Raw genomic sequence first — 18,439 nt, 5'->3', positions numbered from 1 at the left:
CACCTGACGGTGCTTTTTCATGGCGGCGCATGACTTATTCTGGTGTGTGGTACATCAGATATAATTCATTCAAGTTTTCTGGAATCTCTTCTGCAAGCTCATCCATTAACTGGCCATTGCGACGGAAAGATTCCATTTGCGGATCTTCTTCATCGATGCCACTGAATACCATAATTGGCAGCGTTAAATCGACCAACTGTTCTTCAAATTCTTCTGTAAACCAGGCTTCTTCGTTCAGGAACATGGCATCTACAAAGCCCACGCTCCAGTCACCTAGACTTGATTCGGTATCTGCTTCTTCAATTTCAAATGGGAAAGTGATCCCTTCTTCATTGGCCAAGCTTTGACGGATTGACTCTAACCATGCTTTAACCTGATTGATGATTTCTGCAGGCACTTTTTTCTGGTTGCCTTCAAAAAGTTCATCCATCCATTTGTCAAATTGCGGGCCTACTGCGATAGCACATAAGAAACCATGAGTTGCCGCAAAATCCAGACCATACTCATTTTGGTCGCCATCCAGATATTCACTCAACAGGTCTAAATCTAAAGCACTCATTTAACATCCAAACTTAGAAAACCGAAAGGATTAGCATAGCATTTATTCAGGCTATGCTAAATCTGAATTCGTTAATCTTCGTCGTCAAAGTCGTCATCATCGTCGAAGTCATAATCAAAATCTTTGAGTTCGCGTTCCAGGCGGCGTTGCGAGAGCAGATCATCAATCAGACGACGTTTTTCCAACGACTCTTTCGCACTTAGCTTACTCGATGCCTCATCGAAATTAACATCATCATCACCGTAGCTATCATCTAGTTCAAAATCTGTCGAAGACACTAAAACTACCTCGTAGTGAAAAATGTAAATGGGTCTAGGCGCTATTTATCTTGCCTTTAAAAACTTGTCAAGTTTTATTTATATATTTTGTATGTTTATACTAGTTAGCTCTTGTTTTTCTACAGCATAATTGTGTATTTATTAGCTAGTTAGATTGTGAACGCTTTTTATCCCATGGATGAGGGACGTTTTTAAAATTAGATTGGGAAATACACTTGAAAAGATAAACTTAGACCCAATATCGATATTCAATTGTTATTCAAACATATTTATAAAATCATGCTTGACTGATCAATTCCAAAACTATTTCAGGTGAATTGTGCTATCATGCACGGTTTTTCACTGCCACAGATTCAACGAAGAGTAAGCAAAGATGAGCGATATGACTTCCCCTACTTCTCAAGTAGCGGCTCTGATTAGCCGAGGCAAAGAACAAGGTTACTTAACCTTCGCTGAGGTTAACGATCATCTCCCGGACTCCATCACAGAAAGCGAACAGATTGAAGACATCATTCAAATGCTGAATGATGTGGGTATTCCTGTCCATGATCGTGCGCCTGAATCTGATGATGCAATGTTCGAGGATACTGCAGAAGCTGCTGATGAAGTTGCAGAAGAAGAAGCTGCGGCTGTACTTGCATCTGTAGAAAACGAACCAGGTCGTACGACTGACCCTGTACGTATGTACATGCGTGAAATGGGTACCGTTGAACTTTTAACGCGTGAAGGCGAAATTAGCATTGCAAAACGCATTGAAGAAGGTATCCGAGACGTTCTTCACTCTATTGCTTACTGGCCGAATGCTGTAGAAGTTGTACTACAAGAATACAAAGATTATGAAGCTGGCGAACGCCGCCTTGCTGACATTCTGTCAGGTTATTTAGACCCTGAATCAGATGAAGAAATTCCAGAAGTCCTAGAAGAAGTCGCTGAAATCGAAGAAGACGAAGAAGCAACGACCAAGTCAACCAAAGATGTAAAACTGGATGATGACGAGGAAGATGAAGAGTCTGATAGCGATGACGATTCTGAAGGTGACTCAGGCCCAGATCCAGAAATTGCCAAAGTTCGTTTTGCCGAACTTTCCGATGCCTGGAAAAATACCAAAGCGGTACTGGAAAAACACGGCCGTAACAGCAAAGAAGCAGAAGAAGCACTTCAAGCGCTTGCTACTGTGTTCATGATGTTCAAGTTCACGCCGCGTCTGTTCGATATCATTTCTGAAATGATTCGTGGCACACATGACCAGATCCGTGGTGCAGAACGTGAAGTGATGCGTTATGCCGTCCGTCGTGGCCGTATGGACCGCACCCAGTTCCGTACAACCTTCCCGGGTCAGGAATCGAATCCAGCCTGGTTAGATGAGCAAATTGCGAAAGCACCTGCTGATCAGAAAGCTTATCTGGAAAAAGTACGTCCTGACGTATTGGCCTTCCAGCAAAAAATCGCAGATATCGAAAAAGACCTTGATCTTAAAGTTCGTGACATCAAAGACATTGCCAAACGTATGGCAGTCGGTGAAGCGAAAGCGCGTCGTGCCAAGAAAGAGATGGTTGAAGCAAACTTACGTCTGGTAATTTCGATTGCGAAAAAATACACCAACCGTGGCTTGCAGTTCCTGGATCTGATTCAGGAAGGTAACATCGGTCTGATGAAAGCCGTAGACAAGTTTGAATACCGTCGTGGTTACAAGTTCTCGACTTATGCCACCTGGTGGATTCGTCAGGCGATCACCCGTTCAATCGCGGATCAGGCACGTACCATTCGTATTCCAGTACACATGATTGAAACGATTAACAAGATCAACCGTGTATCTCGTCAATTGCTTCAGGAAATGGGTCGTGAACCGACTCCGGAAGAACTAGGCGAACGTCTGGAAATGGACGAAGTGAAGGTTCGTAAAGTACTGAAAATCGCTAAAGAACCGATTTCGATGGAAACACCGATCGGTGATGATGAAGATTCGCATTTGGGTGACTTCATTGAAGACAGCAACATCACCTCACCAGTGGATGCTGCTACTTCAGAAGGCCTGAAAGAAGCGACTCGCGAAGTCCTGGAAAACCTGACTGAACGTGAAGCGAAAGTCCTGAAAATGCGTTTCGGTATCGACATGCCAACGGATCATACTTTGGAAGAAGTCGGTAAACAGTTCGATGTAACCCGCGAACGTATCCGTCAGATCGAAGCCAAAGCACTGCGTAAGCTTCGTCACCCTTCCCGTTCTGAACACCTGCGTTCATTCCTGGAAAATGATTAAGATTTGATACAATTTTGGAGACTTGAAATTTCATCTCTCGTCTCCATTTTGTATTGCAATACACCCAAACGCCTGCGCTATGCAGGCGTTTCGAATAGGGGGACTACATGTTAGACCGTACACCATCTCGTGAACTCCGCGAAGATCTTTGGGTTTTTCCAATGGATTACCCAATCAAACTCATTGGCCTTGCAGGTGAAGAACTGCTGAATGCGGTCGTTGAGATTTTCACCAAACATTTTCCTGACTTTGATGGCGATAGCGTAAGCATCACTCCATCCCGTACTGGTAAATATCATTCGATCACTGCTCAGCTACGCTTCCTTGAACTGGAACAGGTGCATGCCGTATATGCTGATCTTGCAGCTTGCCCACTAATCAAGACTGCACTTTAAGATTATTCTGCTCCAACCTTGGCAAATTAAAAAACACGCTTTCGGGCGTGTTTTTTATGTGTGTGACTAGCTCACCAACAATTACTACGAATCTCTCCCCTATCTATTGCTGAAATCATTATAATTATTTGCAGTATGATTTAATTTTCTAAGGACGCACACTGTGACAGCTGCGGTTCAAAAACCCTCCCTGATTATCCGTCAATATAATAACCTGACTCCCTACGAAGACCGTTTTCTGGAAATGAAAAGCTTCACGGAAAACCGTGATGAAAATACGCCTGATGAGTTATGGATTTTGCAGCACCATGATGTACTGACCCAAGGTCAGGCCGGTAAACCGGAACATATCCTGATTCCAACTGATATTCCTGTCATTCAAACCGACCGTGGTGGTCAAGTCACTTGGCATGGTCCTGGTCAGCTCGTCGCATACTTTATGTTTGACCTGAACCGTCTGGGCTGGAATGTCCGTACATTGGTGTCTTATGCCGAAAACCTGATGATTGAACTACTTAAAAAGCATGAGATTGAAGCCTATGCCAAACCCGATGCTCCGGGCGTCTATGTGAATGAACGTAAAATTGGTTCTCTCGGCTTTAAAATCCGTAAAGGCCGTAGCTATCATGGCTTATCTTTAAATATTGATTGCGACCTGACTGGTTTCCATACCATCAACCCGTGCGGCTATGCAGGCCTGGAAATGGTGCGAATTAATGACCTCGTCAGCAACCCGCCAAAGTTTAATGACTTGTGTGTTGAAATTATTGAAACTTTAAACAGCAGCGGTTACTTTAAGCAGGTGAACGTCGAGCAAAGATAAAGCCTTTGCATTTTAATAATAAATAAATTAGAGTAATTACTCTAAACCAATAATATCAAGATAGGGATCATCACGTGATTGCGACAAAATCCGTAAAACCCGCTTTGCAGCTTGCCTATGTCAAACTGATGATGGATATCATTGGTCGTGGCTTGGTTATGGCAAGTCAGGTAGACCCAGAAATCAAACAGGAAGTTGCCCAGTTTCCCGCCAATTTTAGGCTTTCAATGAATGTTTTTCCACATGGCCCGGCCTTCGTTGCCCGGGTCACGGAACAACATCAGCTGGAACTGGTCAAAGAAAGCAATATCAAGCCAGACCTGACCATTACCTTTAAGCATCTGCATCATGCCTTTCTGGTGTTTTCCTTTCAGGAAAGCACGTCTCAGGCCTTTGCCAATGACCGCATGATTGCCGATGGTGATATTTCCTATGCGATCCGTCTGGTACGTTGCCTGAACAAAATGGAAGCGCTGATCTTGCCGAAAATGGTGGCGCAACTGGCAGTAAAAGAATACCCGAATAATCTGGGACTCAAAGATAAAATCATGGAAGCGAGCAGCATCTACTTAAAAGTCGCTCAATCTTATTTGAAACGGAGTGTATAACATGGCAAAACCTTATTATGAATTTTTCTGCCCAGTCAAAGTAATTGCTGGTCATGCCGCGTTAGAACACATTCCTTTTGAATTGGCCACTTTAGGTGCCAAACGTCCACTGATCATTACCGATAAAGGTGTACGTGCCAATAACCTGCTGGCGCCGATTGAAGCTGCTTTTGAATCGACCGATGCCAAAATTGCAGCGATTTTCGATGATGTCCCGCCAGATTCCAGTTTAGCTACAGTGCGCAGCGCAGCACAGCTTTATCGTGATCATGATTGCGATGCCATTATTGCTGTTGGCGGCGGTTCAGTGATTGATACCTCAAAAGCGACCAATATTTTGGTCTCTGAAGGTGGTGACGACTTACTCAAATATTCTGGTGCGCATAACCTGCCTAAACCGCTGAAGCCATTTTTCGTAATTCCTACGACTTCTGGTACTGGTTCTGAAGTGACCATGGTTGCTGTGGTATCGGATACCGAAAAGAATGTGAAAATGCCATTTGCATCTTATTATCTGATGCCGCATGCAGCGATTCTGGATCCACGTATGACTCAGACCCTGCCACCGCATCTGACTGCCATGACAGCCATGGATGCGATGACACATGCTGTAGAAGCCTACACCTGTATGGCAGCCAATCCAATTTCAGATGCCTATGCCACAGCTGCCGTGAAAAAGGTCAGTGCCAACCTGTTTAACGTACTCGACAACCCAACTGATGCCCAAGGTCGTCTGGAGCTGGCTCAGGCCTCTACCATGGCCGGAATTGCCTTCTCCAATTCAATGGTGGGTCTGGTGCACTCCCTTGGACATGCTCTAGGTGCAGTCGCGCATTTGCCGCATGGCCTATGTATGAATCTGTTCCTGCCTTATGTACTGGAATACAACAAGGAAGTGAATGGCGACAAGATTGCCGAGCTGCTGCTGCCATTGGCGGGTGCAGACATCTATGCACAAACACCAGCACACTTACGTGCAGACAAGACCATTGCTACAATTTTAACCATGCGTGATCGAATCTATAGCTTGACCAAATTACCGCGCACATTAAGTGAAACAGGTAAGATTTCTGAAGCACAGCTGGATGAAGTTGCTGAAAAAGCATTAAATGATGGTTCCATCATTTACAACCCAAAAGAAGCCAGTTTGGAAGATTTGAAATCTATCTTAAAAAAGGCTTGGTAATTACTGAAAAATAAGCCAATATAGCGAAAAATTTAAGCCTGATGTTTTTTTAGACATCGGGCTTTTATCTTGCAGGAAATCGCCGTTTTTTGCTTCGAATGGCACATTTCGTGCAGGCCTAAATTCAAAAAATAGCTAGTAAAAGCCGTAATTTTAAAGTAGATTGGCGCGCTTTTATAGAAAATTGTAGGGGGGATCGTTCGTCTCAAACGATCCTTATTAAATATGACTGATCCTTGATCAACGATTAAGAGGATAACGCCGTTGACAAATTTCTCTGGGACTCAATCGGCAGCTAAACTGCAAAAAACGCTAGGGCTCTGGCACATCATTATTATTGGTTTAGCTTACATTCAACCAATGACCTTATTTGATACTTTTGGTTTGGTATCTGAAGAAAGTCATTTGCATGTTCCTACTTCTTACATCATTGCCCTAATTGCAATTTTGTTTACATCGATCAGCTATGGTCACATGATTCGCCGCTACCCTTCTTCGGGTTCGGCCTATACCTATGCCCAAAAATCGATTCACCCGAATATTGGCTTCATGGTGGGCTGGTCTTCCTGGCTGGATTATCTGTTATCACCAATGGTGAACATCATCCTGGCAGTGATCTATCTTGAAGCACTGTTTCCTGATGTGAACCACTGGGTCTGGGTAATCGTGCTGACTGCCTTCATGACCGGGGTAAACCTGCGCGGTGCACGCTTCGTGGCAAACTTTAACAGTTTGATCGTACTGGTACAGTTACTGGTGATCGGTATCTTTACCTGGATGGTCTTTACCAAACTGCAGGCCGGTTTCAATGCTGATGGTCCGATTACAGCTGAACAGCGTTACCAGCTTTGGAGTCTTGAACCGTTCTGGAATGAACTGACTTCGGTAGGCGCCCTGATTACTGGTGCGACCTTACTGTGCTTCTCATTCACCGGTTTTGACTCTTTAAGCTCTCTGGCAGAAGAAACCAAAGATACTGAAAACACCTTGCCTAAAGCGATTTTCTTGACTGCTTTAATCGCTGGTGTGATTTTCATTATCAGCACTTATTTCATGCAGCTGTACTTCCCTTCTACACCGGGTTCTTACTTCAAGAATATTGCTGAAACTCAGCCAGAAATTCTGCTTCTTGTAGGCGGCTCACTGTTTCAGTCTTATGTTCTGACTTTTGCGATCATTACCGTAATGGCGTCTGGTATCTCTGCTCATGCAGGTGTATCTCGTCTGATGTATGTCATGGGCCGTGATGGCGTGATCAACAAGAAAATCTTTGGTCATATCAGTCCGAAAAGCTATACACCAAACTACAACATTCTGATTGTAGGTGCAGTGGCCTTAACTGCTGGCTTCATGGATCTGGATATCGTGATTTCAATGATTAGCTTCGGTGCCTTGACTGCGTTTACATTCGTGAACCTGTCAGTGATTTCCCGTTATGCACTGCGTGATGGTCGTACTAAAACTGCAAAAGATATTTTCAGCTTTGTGGTCATCCCGATGCTTGGTTTTATCAGCATCTTTGCGATGTGGCTGGAAATTGAAGAAACTGCACTGAAATACGGTTTATGGTGGGCGATGTTCGGTATTTTGTACCTGGGTTATAAAACCAAGGGCTTTAAGCACCCTGCTCCACAACATAACGAGTTTGAATAATCGATATTGTTCATACCTAAAAAAGGCGCTTTATGCGCCTTTTTTATTTTCTTGGATAATAGACTGAGCTTATTGCAGACGACAATCGAAGCCCATCTGGGTATTTACCCGGTTATTTTGAAAGCCCAATTTTTCAATACACTGATCACGATTGGATAATAGTTTCTGATCTTCCGGACTGAGCCGAGCCTTGTTTTTCACTGCCATTTGATACATTTCATTCACCACGCCCTGAAAAATATCGCAAACTTCCTGACGTTTGGCAGGTTTCATCTGACGTCCACGCCAAGTCCACTCGAAATCATCACGGCTAAGGGTTTTACCCCACTGCTCAATGCGGCTATTCAAGCGCTGTTGCATCGCTGCCAGCCCTTGGCGGATTTCTTCCTGAGTAATGGGCTGAACTGTATCTTGTAATGATACTAATTGCTGTGGCGCTTCTTGAGCCTGTGTCATCATGCTGGCCAGCAACAACGTACTACAGCCTGCTAAAAACCATCCTTTTTTCACATCTTGTTCCTTTTTTCTACATTCTCAAGAGCTTATCTACAAGATTACCTGAAAGACCTAATATGTACCCACATCTGTTACATAAAATAAAAAAGCTGCCCTTAGGCAGCTTTTTAAATTGGTACGATAAACTTAAAGCGGTTTAAAACCCTGCTGACGCCATGCTTCATAGACAATCACAGCAGTCGCATTAGACAAGTTCAAGCTACGTGAATTCTCTGCCATTGGCAGACGAATCCAATGCTCTTTCGGGAACATCATACGTACATGCTCTGGCAAGCCACGAGTTTCTGGTCCCATCAACAAGGCTACAGAACGATTTAGATCTGAGGTATGCGGGGTTTCAAAACCTTTGGTGGTCAGCGGATAAACTGCATCTACACCTACGCCCTTAGTAGCCAGATCGGCCAGACAGTCATCAATATTTTCCCAAATCTGCATATTGGCATATTCATGATAATCGAGACCGGCACGTCTTAGTTTTTTATCATCCAGTTCAAAGCCAAGTGGCTTGACCAAATGTAACTGTGCTCCCGTATTTGCGCATAGGCGAATAATATTACCTGTATTGGCAGGAATTTCAGGTTCATATAAAACAACATGGATCACAGCTTTTCTCTACTTTTGGGAGTCCAATGGCCGTTTAGGACCACTTCAATTTTTCACGTAAACGCACCACTTCACCAATAATGGTCAAGGTTGGTGCCTGAATATGGTGCTCATTCACTTTCGATGCAATATCTTGGAGCGTTCCCACCACGACTTTTTGCTCTGGTGTGGTGCCTTTTGAGACTAGGGCTACTGGCATATCTGGACGCTGACCATGCTCAATCAATTGGGCACAGATTTTTTCCAGTCCAACCAGTCCCATATACAGTACTAAGGTCTGGTTTTCATAGACCAGTTCATTCCAAGGCAGCTCTGGTGAACCTTCTTTTAAATGACCTGTCAGGAAGCGCACACTTTGCGCATAATCACGATGAGTGAGCGGAATACCAGCATAAGCTGAACAGCCTGAAGCTGCAGTAATGCCAGGCACGACCTGAAAGGCCACGCCAGCAGCAAACAGCTCTTCAATCTCTTCACCGCCACGACCAAAGATAAACGGATCACCGCCTTTTAGACGACAAACGCGCTTGCCTTCGCTGGCATATTTCACCAGTAAGGCATTAATTCCTTCTTGTGGCACTGCATGATTAGACCGCGCCTTACCGACATAGATCTTCTCTGCATCACGGCGACAGAGATCCATAATTGGTGCAGAGACCAAACGGTCATAGATCACCACATCGGCTTGTTGCATCAAACGTAAGGCTTTTAGCGTCAATAACTCTGGATCACCCGGTCCAGCACCGACCAGATAAACTTCACCTTTTGGCTTTTGCCATTCATTTAAGGCTTGTTCAATCAGACGGTCAGCTTCAGCCAGATTGTCATTAAATACCTGTTCTTTCAAAGGGCTGGCATATAAATCTTCCCAGAAGATACGGCGTTCATCGGGATTAGTGATCTTGGCTTTAACTGCACTACGCCATTTACCAGAGAACTCAGCCAGTTTACCCATACCATGCGGAATGGTAGCTTCGAGCTGAGTGCGGATCTGACGAGACAATACCGGTGAAGTACCGTTACTGGCTACTGAAATAATCAGTGGTGAACGGTCGATAATTGCTGGAACCATGAAACGGCAATGTGGTGGATCATCAACACTGTTGACCAGCACATTTTCAGCTTCACAGTCTTCAAACACCTGACGGTTGACTCCAGCATCATTGGTCGCTGCAATCACCAGACGGTAGGAACGTAGAGGAATTTCAGAATTGAAAGGTGCCTGAACATATTGACCGGCGGTCGCTTGAACAATCTCAAGCAGACTCGCTTCGATCTCAGGTGCAACCACCGAAATGACTGCCCCTGCTTTCTGTAGCAATACCGCTTTACGGTATGCAATATGTCCACCACCGACAATCAGACAAGGTTGCTGTTGCAACTTTAACGAGATTGGAAAGATATCCACAAAATGCCTCAAAAAGTTTTAAATCTGACTGTCTAAGCAATTTTCATGCACATTTTGGTGCATACACCGACATTTAGTTGATGTAAGTTGCACCACCCATATACGGACGCAGTACTTCAGGGATCTCAATTGAACCATCAGCACGTTGATAGTTTTCCATGACCGCCAGTAAAGTACGACCTACAGCCAAGCCTGAACCATTCAACGTATGCACGAATTCAGTTTTTTTCTGGTCAGCACGGTAACGCGCTTTCATACGGCGTGCCTGAAAGTCCCACATATTTGAGCAAGATGAAATTTCACGATACGTATTTTGACTTGGCACCCAGACTTCAAGGTCATAGGTTTTGCATGCACCAAAGCCCATATCACCGCCACACAGAATGATTTTACGGTATGGCAGACCTAATGCCTGCAAAATACCTTCTGCATGACCAGTCAACTCTTCCAGTGCCTGCATAGAGTCTTCAGGTTTCACGATCTGAACCATCTCAACTTTGTCGAACTGGTGCTGACGGATCAGACCACGGGTATCACGGCCATAAGAACCGGCTTCACTACGGAAACATGGAGTATGTGCTGCATATTTCAGTGGCAGACGGTCGGCATCGATGATTTCATCACGCACGAAGTTAGTTACAGGTACTTCAGCCGTTGGAATTAAATAGAATTCTTTCTCGCCTTGCAACTTGAACAGGTCTTCTTCAAATTTCGGTAACTGACCAGTACCGCGTAGAGAGTCTGCATTCACCAAATAAGGAACATACGCTTCGGTATAGCCATTTTTAGTGGTATGCGTATCCAGCATGAACTGAGTGATGGCACGTTGTAGACGCGCTAAAGGACCTTTCAGAACACTAAAACGTGAACCGGTCAGTTTGGTCGCAGTTTCAAATTCCAGACCGCCCATCATTTCGCCCAGGTCAGTATGGTCTTTGATTTCAAAATCAAATTCGCGTGGTGTACCCCATTTCAGGACTTCCACGTTGTCATTTTCATCTTTACCTTCAGGTACAGATTCATCTGGAAGGTTTGGAATAGACAGTGATTTTTCTTCTAGTTCAGCTTGCAGTTCAGCCAGAGCAGCTTCAGCAGCCTTAATTTCATCACCAATCGCAGACATGCGTGCCATAATTTCAGAGGCATCGCCACCTGCTTTTTTGATCTGACCCACTTGCTTGGCACCGGCATTACGCTCAGCTTGCAAGGATTCAGTTTTGGATTGAATCTCTTTACGTCGAGCTTCTAATGATGCCCACTCCTCAACATTCAGTTGAACACCACGTTTTGCCAAGGCTAAATTTACAGCCTCAATATTATTTCTAAGTAATTTCGGGTCGATCATAGCCAATCTTTGGATAAGAAAAAAACTGGCTATAGTGTAAGCTCTTAACGTCAAAAAATACAGTGACTGACCTACCGGCTGGAGTTTATTAGCGCAATATTTAAAGGCTTGTTTGAGGCAAAAGCGATAAATATTCAGGCCGGATGATCTCGCTTAATGCTGTATAAGGTACTTTTAATTCTGCCATGTCACTGATTGGCTTACTCAACTCACCTGCCGGATAAACCAGTACCAAGCCCTGACCGTCAAAATAATAATTGTCGCTCAATGCTAATTTCTGCTGGGTGATTTGATAGCGATCTAGCCAGTCTTTATTTGCTTGATATAGAGCCTGTTTCAGTTTTTCATCTGTATTACCGCGCACAACCTGATGAAGAGCTAGACGTTTCTTCTGTTTTATATCTAGATTGACATATTCACTATGAGATTGTGACTGGGCACGTTCAGGCTGATGAGTAGTTTTGAAGATAAAAGTAGCTAGATGAGCATGCTGATTCAGGTAACTCACCTGAATGGAACGCTGATCAATAAATTTCGGCTCATCCTTTGCTTTAATTTTATTACTGGTCACTTTGCTAAAAGCGACCGGCTCAGTACGCTGGATCCGCTCCATAAAATACTGATCAATCCAGCTGATATTGGTATCTACAGTCTGCAAATCAAAACGCACACAACCTTCGATTTCACACACGACCTGATTAGCATCTTTAACCGGAATTGTTTTGGACTGAATTTGCCCCGTGTCTTCTGATTGCGCGGATGTAGTGACTGAAGAGGTTTGAGGCTGACAGGCAAATAGCCCAAGATTCAGACATAAGATACAACCGATCCAGCCTATTTTACATGAAGTCATTTTCATCCTGAGCTCCTAAAATTTTGCAATTTCATTGACTCAACTTTTGTTTATTCTAAAACGCCCGAACTTCCAGATATACGCCAACCTTGTAATGACTCCAAATCCATCCCGATCAGGAACAAAAAAAAGCAACCCGAAGGTTGCTTTTTTATTTAGGGTGTATTGATGCTTACTGATCAATAATGTCTGTGCCCTTTGGCGGAGTAAAGTTAAACGTAGATGCCGGAATCGTGGTATTCAGTTTGACATTACTAAATTTAATATTCGTAGTCTGGCCTAAGGAATCTTGCAAAATCATCAAGCTAGGCGCTTTGTTCGCACCAAAACTAATAGTCAGGCTTTCAAACACCCCATCGGTATTTTTCGGATAAAGCGTGTAATAGGTTTTAGCTTTATTCGGCTGAGTTACGCGATAAGATTGCATAATCTGGCTGGTATTGCCGGACAATAATAACGCCGGTGTATTTGCCACCTGGTCGTCTAGACTCTGACGCACTGCTTGCTGCAAGTCTGGATCATAGATCCATACGGTTTTACCTGTAGTAGCAATAGTCTGTTTCGACGGGCTAGAAGTTTCCCAGTAGAATTTACCCGGACGTGCCACTTTCATCACACCTTTAAAGGTCTGGTTCATGTGCTGCGCGGTCAAGCCTTTTTTCTGGGTCGCTTTCGGATTCGTGACTTTAGTCGTTTGTTCAAAATTTGCAGTTAAGCTACGGATATTGCTGAGCTGTTTCACCAGATTCGCAGTAGCTTGCTGCTCCGTCGCTGCAGTTGCGGCAAATACAGTCGTGCTCATGACAGGTGCCAGTGTCGCCGTACCGATTGTTATGGCACATACAGTTTTACGAAGCATACTCATAATCTCACCTTTTTGTATTTGCATATTGCTATTTATCTAATGGCTCATATTAAACCAATTTCTCGAACTAAGATGATAGAAAATAAGAAGTTTTGTATTGTTATTAATGCAGAATTCCTGTTTTTATTCATCATGATGAAGATTCAATAGTGATATTTACATTCGCTGTCACAGCTTTATAAGCCGATAAATCTTCATGCATAAAAAAACCCACAGAAACTGTGGGTCTTTTTTCTATTTCAGCAAATTATGCTTCAACAGATACGTAGCGACGGCCAAATTGACCTTTCACTTCGAATTTTACTACGCCATCAGCAGTAGCAAATAATGTATGGTCACGGCCCATACCTACGTTTTGACCAGCGTGGAATTCAGTACCACGTTGACGAACGATGATGTTACCTGCAGTTACAGTTTGGCCACCGTAAACTTTAACACCTAACATCTTAGGATTCGAATCACGACCGTTCTTAGTCGAACCACCGGCTTTTTTAGTTGCCATGTCTATTTACTCCTAGTAATTAGCCTGAGATACCAGTAATTTTCAACTCAGTGAACCATTGACGGTGACCTTGTTGTTTACGGTAGTGCTTACGACGACGCATTTTGATGATGCGGATTTTGTCGTGACGACCATGGCTAACTACTTCTGCAGTTACTTTAGCGCCAGCTACAACTGGAGCACCGATTTGAATGCTATCACCGTTTACAAGCATAAGTACGTCATCAAACGTAATTGTTGAACCAGTTTCAGCTTTCAATAATTCAACTTTAAGGGTTTCACCCTCAACTACACGGTGCTGTTTACCACCGCTTTGGATTACTGCGTACATAATGTACTCCAAACATGCCCGTGTCGACGTGCCGATAAAGGAATATATCGATCTTAAAACGCGCGCCACTGGGGGTTATACAAGGGCAAAGATTTTAAGGGATATTATAAGAAACAACAAGCCATTTTAAGGAAATAATCATGAACTCCATTACAAAGCCTATAAATCATTAAATTATTCATTCAAAATCAAAGATTAATACCGGATATACTGACCAAAAAACGCTGCTCAATTCCGAGTTTTCCAGCTGCCTGAGAATGTTTAGAAAAAAACTTTAGCGGAAAGATATTGTTCATTTTTTAAATGTCAAAATTTAGGCTAAACTCAAAGAAGTGCTATAAAAAGCTGATTTTTAGTGGAGTTTGTGCTTTTCTTAGCTTTCACTCATGTTATAAATTGTTAAACTACCCACTGCGATTTACCAAACTAGAGGTTTTCTTTCACATGGCCATCGACTTTAAGCAAGATATTCTCGCTCCTGTTGCTAACGACTTTGCTGCGATGGACACATTCATTAACGAAGGAATTACCTCAAAAGTAGCGCTGGTGATGGCGGTCAGCAAGCATGTGGTTGAAGCTGGCGGCAAGCGTATGCGCCCAATCATGTGCCTGTTGGCAGCAAAAGCCTGTGGTGCCGTAGAACTGGAACAACATCGCAAACTGGCCGCCATTATCGAAATGTTGCATACGGCAACTCTAGTTCATGATGATGTTGTGGATGAGTCAGGCTTACGCCGTGGCCGTCCAACCGCTAATGCCACCTGGAACAATCAGACAGCTGTGCTAGTGGGTGATTTCCTAATTTCGCGTGCCTTTGATTTGTTGGTCGACCTTAACAATATGACCCTGCTCAAAGACTTCTCTACGGGTACCTGCGAAATTGCCGAAGGCGAAGTTCTGCAACTGCAATCGCAACATCAGCCAGAAACCTCAGAAGAAACCTATTTGAGCATTATTCATGGCAAGACTTCTCGCCTGTTTGAACTGGCGACCGAAGGTGCCGCTATTCTTTCCGACAAGACTGAGTTCCGTGAACCGTTACGTAAATTCGCCGGTCACTTCGGTAATGCTTTCCAGATTATTGATGACATTCTGGACTATACATCTGATGCTGAAACCCTAGGTAAAAACATCGGTGATGACCTGATGGAAGGCAAACCGACCCTGCCATTGATTGCTGCCATGAAGAATACTACAGGTGAATCACATGAAATTATTCGTCGCAGTATTGCAACGGGCGGAACAGATCATTTGGCAGAAGTCATCAAGATCGTAAATGATTCTGGCGCCTTGGATTATTGTCGCCAGCGTGCAACTGAAGAAACAGAAATTGCAATTCAAGCCTTGAATGCACTACCCGATTCAGAGTATCGTCAGGCCCTCGTTAATCTGGCCAAACTGGCTCTTCACCGGATTCAATAGCCGCTTACCTCGCCTATGCATATTAATTTTCTTGATATTTTTCAAAGCATGCAGCACCAGCTTGAACAACCACAGGCGGTGCTGGATGAGAATTTGCTCATCCAACTTGTAGAACGTATACGCCCAGAAGACAGCAGAAATACAGAAGAAATCGAAACAAAATTTAATGTATTTATCCGGGCCTTACTGCTCACTCCCAATGCAGTCTTAACCTTACAAAGTTTCACTTTAAGAGTTATCAATCGTTATAAACAAGCCAGCCTGTTTTCCGATACCGGAATTCTTTCTCTGGATGGTTTCTGGAATCAGCTGAATCAGCGGATCGGGGCGCATATCCTACCGGTGATTCCAGATCATCTACAACTTCAGGAATTGTTCCGCAAAATTTTCTATTTGCGTACCGATAAATACTGGCTGGATTATTTTGATGAAGCAGACTGGCAGCGACTTTTTGCTGTTGTAAATCAGGGTCATTCTAATCAGGTAGAAAAAACCCGAATCAAAGATCAGATCATTAAAGCACTAACGATTCTGTCCTACCGGGTGAGTGGGATCGGTCTGCATCCTGAATTTATTAATGCTCAGCCTGAGCTCATGGAATATGAATCACCTTTTCTGGTGCAAAACCGTGAGATCATTGAATTTATCCAGGAATATAAAAAACGCTATAACACGGTAGAACTGGTGGATGCGATTACGCCGCCAGATGCTTCCCAAGCTCTGGTCATGCTGGAGCAGTGTCACGATGTTGTCGCCAAAATTCGCCGCTCTACCAAACGGATTGGGGTCAGTGTCAGCCTGACCTATATGCTGGCCTTACTGGAACAGTGTCTGGAACGGATTGAAATCCTGCTGAATATGGTGCTGGATGATGATGACCTGCGTTATCAATCCATTGGCCTGTTTATCGCCGATATTACCGAAGCAATTTATAGTGAACGCAGTGTGCGTGCCTTACTGACTACCAATAGTGAACTCCTGGCTTTACAGGTGACTGAAAATGCCAGTAAAACCGGTGAACATTATGTAAGTACCGACAAGCAAGGCTTTCTGGCCATGTACAAATCGGCAGCCGGTGCCGGTGTCATCATTGCCTTTATGGCTTCGCTGAAAGTCTTAATGGCGCGTGTCACGATGGCACCTTTAATGCAGGCCTTTAGCTATAGCATGAACTATTCGCTCGGTTTTATGCTCATTCATGTGCTGCACTTCACCGTTGCAACCAAACAGCCGGCGATGACTGCAGCTGCACTCGCTTCTACCGTACAACAGCGTAAGGGTTCGAAAACCGCCCAGATTGCTGAACTGGCTGCACTGATTGTGAATATCATTCGGACCCAGTTTGTCGCAATTCTTGGGAATATTTCCATCGCAATTCCGGTTGCAGCACTGATTGCCCTGATGTGGGAATTTGCCCTACATGAGCCATTAATGACACATGCCAAAGCAGCCAAAACCTTATATGACCTGAATCCATTTACTTCTTTGGCGATTCCTCATGCAGCAGTGGCTGGAGTATGTTTGTTCCTGTCAGGCCTATTAGCCGGTTATTTCGATAATATGGCAGTGTATCGGAAGGTTGGTCCTCGTCTGAGAGCTCATGTGCGCCTGTCGCAACTGATGGGACAAGAACGTTTACATCGATTTGCCGATTATATTGAACGTAATCTGGGTGCACTGGCGGGTAATTTTATTTTTGGGGTTATGCTGGGCAGTATGGGTACCATCGGTTTCATTCTTGGCTTGCCTTTAGATATTCGTCATATTGCCTTTGCCTCTGCCAACTTTATCCAAGGACTGATCAATATTAATGGTCCAGATATTGGACTCATTATCATCTCTTTCCTGGGTGTTCTGCTGATTGGTCTGACTAACCTTTTTGTAAGTTTCAGCCTGACCATTATTGTGGCATTACGCGCACGACGGGTGCGTTTCGAACAGTGGAAACCGCTCGCCAAACTGGTCATGACCCATTTCCTGACTCGCCCAAGTGAGTTTTTCTGGCCGCCGAAGCAAACCATTGAAATTGACGAAAATCATACATCCACAAAACTGTAAAATTGCGAGAATATTTGGGCATTTAGGTACAAAATCCCATAAATAAAAAATGGAATTTGCATAAAATACGCACTCTTGAAAAAAAGTGTACTGGCAAGTACACTTTAGCGCAGACAGTTAACCGGTTGAATAACGGTTAAAAGGACAAGGATTTTTGGCATGCATTACTTGTTACTTATTGTCGGAATTTTATTTTTAATTTTCAGTGTGTTATTTCTTGATATTGCAACTTTAAGCCAGTTAGATGTGTTTGCAATAGAATGGATTAGCGGCTATCGCACAGAATTTTTAAATCAAATTAATCAGTCCTTATCAGTGATAGGTGGCATGCCATTTGTATTATTTTTATCCACACTATGGTGTATTTTTCTACTGTGGTATAAAAAGTATGCAAGCGTAATTTTTATATGTATCGGAATTATCGGAGGAATTCTCCTAGGCTGGCTTTTAAAATTCAGTATTGCCCGACCTCGACCAGCAGAGTCTTTTCATCTGGTTGAAAGCTATGGAAGCTCCTTCCCGAGTGCCCATAGCGTCTATGCAGCCTGTCTCGGCTGTCTGGCAATATTCATATATCGGCAACATCCCCGACATACCATCATCTGGATGGGTGCAGGTGCATGGATGCTGATTATGGGTATTTCAAGAGTTTACCTAGGCGTACATTTTCCTTCAGATGTCATATCCGGCTGGAGTATAAGTTTTATTTGGATTTCGTTGTGGTATATGGTCTGGATCAGATATTGCACGGCTCACAAATAAAAAAATTTAGAT

Annotated in this window: 19 protein-coding genes; 9 read left to right on the top strand and 10 right to left on the bottom strand. The window is 43.7% G+C overall.

Going from position 1 to position 18,439, the window contains the following annotated elements:
- Positions 1 to 34 precede the first annotated feature (34 nt).
- Together FTU72_RS00440 and FTU72_RS00435 are read right to left on the bottom strand one after the other, a co-directional pair.
- Positions 35 to 559, bottom strand: coding sequence for a YecA family protein (locus FTU72_RS00440; RefSeq protein WP_004784868.1), 525 nt, complete (start codon positions 557 to 559; stop codon positions 35 to 37).
- A 71-nt stretch (positions 560 to 630) separates the two neighbouring features.
- A complete protein-coding gene (locus FTU72_RS00435; protein ID WP_004784869.1) occupies positions 631 to 837 on the bottom strand; it encodes a PA3496 family putative envelope integrity protein in 207 nt (68 codons plus the stop codon).
- A 373-nt stretch (positions 838 to 1,210) separates the two neighbouring features.
- Here FTU72_RS00435 and rpoD point away from each other — a divergent pair, with 373 nt between their 5' ends.
- The 6 genes from rpoD (at position 1,211) to FTU72_RS00405 (ending at position 7,762) form a co-directional block, all read left to right on the top strand.
- Positions 1,211 to 3,097: an RNA polymerase sigma factor RpoD gene (rpoD, locus tag FTU72_RS00430; protein WP_180002122.1), complete on the top strand. Its 1,887-nt coding sequence runs from the start codon at positions 1,211 to 1,213 to the stop codon at positions 3,095 to 3,097.
- A 107-nt stretch (positions 3,098 to 3,204) separates the two neighbouring features.
- The gene (locus FTU72_RS00425; protein WP_004784874.1) at positions 3,205 to 3,492 is read left to right on the top strand and encodes a YbeD family protein; all 288 of its coding nucleotides are present in this window, start codon (positions 3,205 to 3,207) and stop codon (positions 3,490 to 3,492) included.
- Between the two features lie 163 nt (positions 3,493 to 3,655).
- On the top strand, positions 3,656 to 4,315 hold the full coding sequence (gene lipB / locus FTU72_RS00420; protein WP_180052307.1) for a lipoyl(octanoyl) transferase LipB: 660 nt from the start codon (positions 3,656 to 3,658) through the stop codon (positions 4,313 to 4,315).
- A 74-nt stretch (positions 4,316 to 4,389) separates the two neighbouring features.
- Positions 4,390 to 4,923 carry a hypothetical protein gene (locus FTU72_RS00415; protein ID WP_159123447.1) on the top strand — a complete coding sequence of 178 codons (534 nt, stop codon included), beginning with the start codon at positions 4,390 to 4,392 and terminating at the stop codon, positions 4,921 to 4,923.
- Between the two features lies 1 nt (position 4,924).
- Positions 4,925 to 6,109: an iron-containing alcohol dehydrogenase gene (locus FTU72_RS00410; RefSeq protein WP_180052308.1), complete on the top strand. Its 1,185-nt coding sequence runs from the start codon at positions 4,925 to 4,927 to the stop codon at positions 6,107 to 6,109.
- Between the two features lie 264 nt (positions 6,110 to 6,373).
- On the top strand, positions 6,374 to 7,762 hold the full coding sequence (locus tag FTU72_RS00405) for an APC family permease (RefSeq protein WP_004784881.1): 1,389 nt from the start codon (positions 6,374 to 6,376) through the stop codon (positions 7,760 to 7,762).
- Between the two features lie 69 nt (positions 7,763 to 7,831).
- On the opposite strand, the gene FTU72_RS00400 is transcribed toward FTU72_RS00405, so the two are convergent.
- The 8 genes from FTU72_RS00400 to rplU form a co-directional block, all read right to left on the bottom strand.
- Entirely contained in the window at positions 7,832 to 8,221 is a 390-nt protein-coding gene (locus FTU72_RS00400; protein WP_180052337.1) for a hypothetical protein, read from the bottom strand.
- Between the two features lie 183 nt (positions 8,222 to 8,404).
- The gene (locus FTU72_RS00395) at positions 8,405 to 8,881 is read right to left on the bottom strand and encodes a tRNA (cytidine(34)-2'-O)-methyltransferase (protein WP_159123408.1); all 477 of its coding nucleotides are present in this window, start codon (positions 8,879 to 8,881) and stop codon (positions 8,405 to 8,407) included.
- A 34-nt stretch (positions 8,882 to 8,915) separates the two neighbouring features.
- Positions 8,916 to 10,289, bottom strand: a complete 1,374-nt coding sequence (cysG, locus tag FTU72_RS00390; RefSeq protein ID WP_159123407.1) for a siroheme synthase CysG — start codon at positions 10,287 to 10,289, stop codon at positions 8,916 to 8,918.
- 73 nt (positions 10,290 to 10,362) lie between these two features.
- A complete protein-coding gene (serS, locus tag FTU72_RS00385) occupies positions 10,363 to 11,634 on the bottom strand; it encodes a serine--tRNA ligase (protein ID WP_180052309.1) in 1,272 nt (423 codons plus the stop codon).
- A gap of 100 nt (positions 11,635 to 11,734) precedes the next feature.
- Positions 11,735 to 12,493, bottom strand: a complete 759-nt coding sequence (locus FTU72_RS00380; RefSeq protein WP_159123406.1) for a DUF3298 domain-containing protein — start codon at positions 12,491 to 12,493, stop codon at positions 11,735 to 11,737.
- 166 nt (positions 12,494 to 12,659) lie between these two features.
- Positions 12,660 to 13,352, bottom strand: a complete 693-nt coding sequence (lolA, locus tag FTU72_RS00375; RefSeq protein ID WP_004784895.1) for an outer membrane lipoprotein chaperone LolA — start codon at positions 13,350 to 13,352, stop codon at positions 12,660 to 12,662.
- Between the two features lie 247 nt (positions 13,353 to 13,599).
- The gene (gene rpmA, locus FTU72_RS00370; protein WP_004784896.1) at positions 13,600 to 13,854 is read right to left on the bottom strand and encodes a 50S ribosomal protein L27; all 255 of its coding nucleotides are present in this window, start codon (positions 13,852 to 13,854) and stop codon (positions 13,600 to 13,602) included.
- Positions 13,855 to 13,873: 19 nt separating this feature from the next.
- Positions 13,874 to 14,185, bottom strand: coding sequence for a 50S ribosomal protein L21 (rplU, locus tag FTU72_RS00365; protein WP_004784898.1), 312 nt, complete (start codon positions 14,183 to 14,185; stop codon positions 13,874 to 13,876).
- Between the two features lie 444 nt (positions 14,186 to 14,629).
- Here rplU and sdsA point away from each other — a divergent pair, with 444 nt between their 5' ends.
- From sdsA to FTU72_RS00350, 3 genes are all read left to right on the top strand, one after another.
- The gene (gene sdsA, locus FTU72_RS00360; protein WP_004784900.1) at positions 14,630 to 15,607 is read left to right on the top strand and encodes an All-trans-nonaprenyl-diphosphate synthase; all 978 of its coding nucleotides are present in this window, start codon (positions 14,630 to 14,632) and stop codon (positions 15,605 to 15,607) included.
- A gap of 15 nt (positions 15,608 to 15,622) precedes the next feature.
- Entirely contained in the window at positions 15,623 to 17,665 is a 2,043-nt protein-coding gene (locus tag FTU72_RS00355) for a site-specific recombinase (RefSeq protein ID WP_180052310.1), read from the top strand.
- 159 nt (positions 17,666 to 17,824) lie between these two features.
- Complete coding sequence (locus FTU72_RS00350) at positions 17,825 to 18,427, top strand: phosphatase PAP2 family protein (RefSeq protein WP_180052311.1); 603 nt, start codon at positions 17,825 to 17,827, stop codon at positions 18,425 to 18,427.
- The last annotated feature ends 12 nt before the right edge of the window (positions 18,428 to 18,439 follow it).

Source organism: Acinetobacter sp. YH12137, assembly GCF_013418535.1.
Classification (GTDB): domain Bacteria; phylum Pseudomonadota; class Gammaproteobacteria; order Pseudomonadales; family Moraxellaceae; genus Acinetobacter.
The sequence above is the reverse complement of the archived record's forward strand: the minus strand, read 5'-3'. Positions and strand labels throughout refer to the sequence as shown.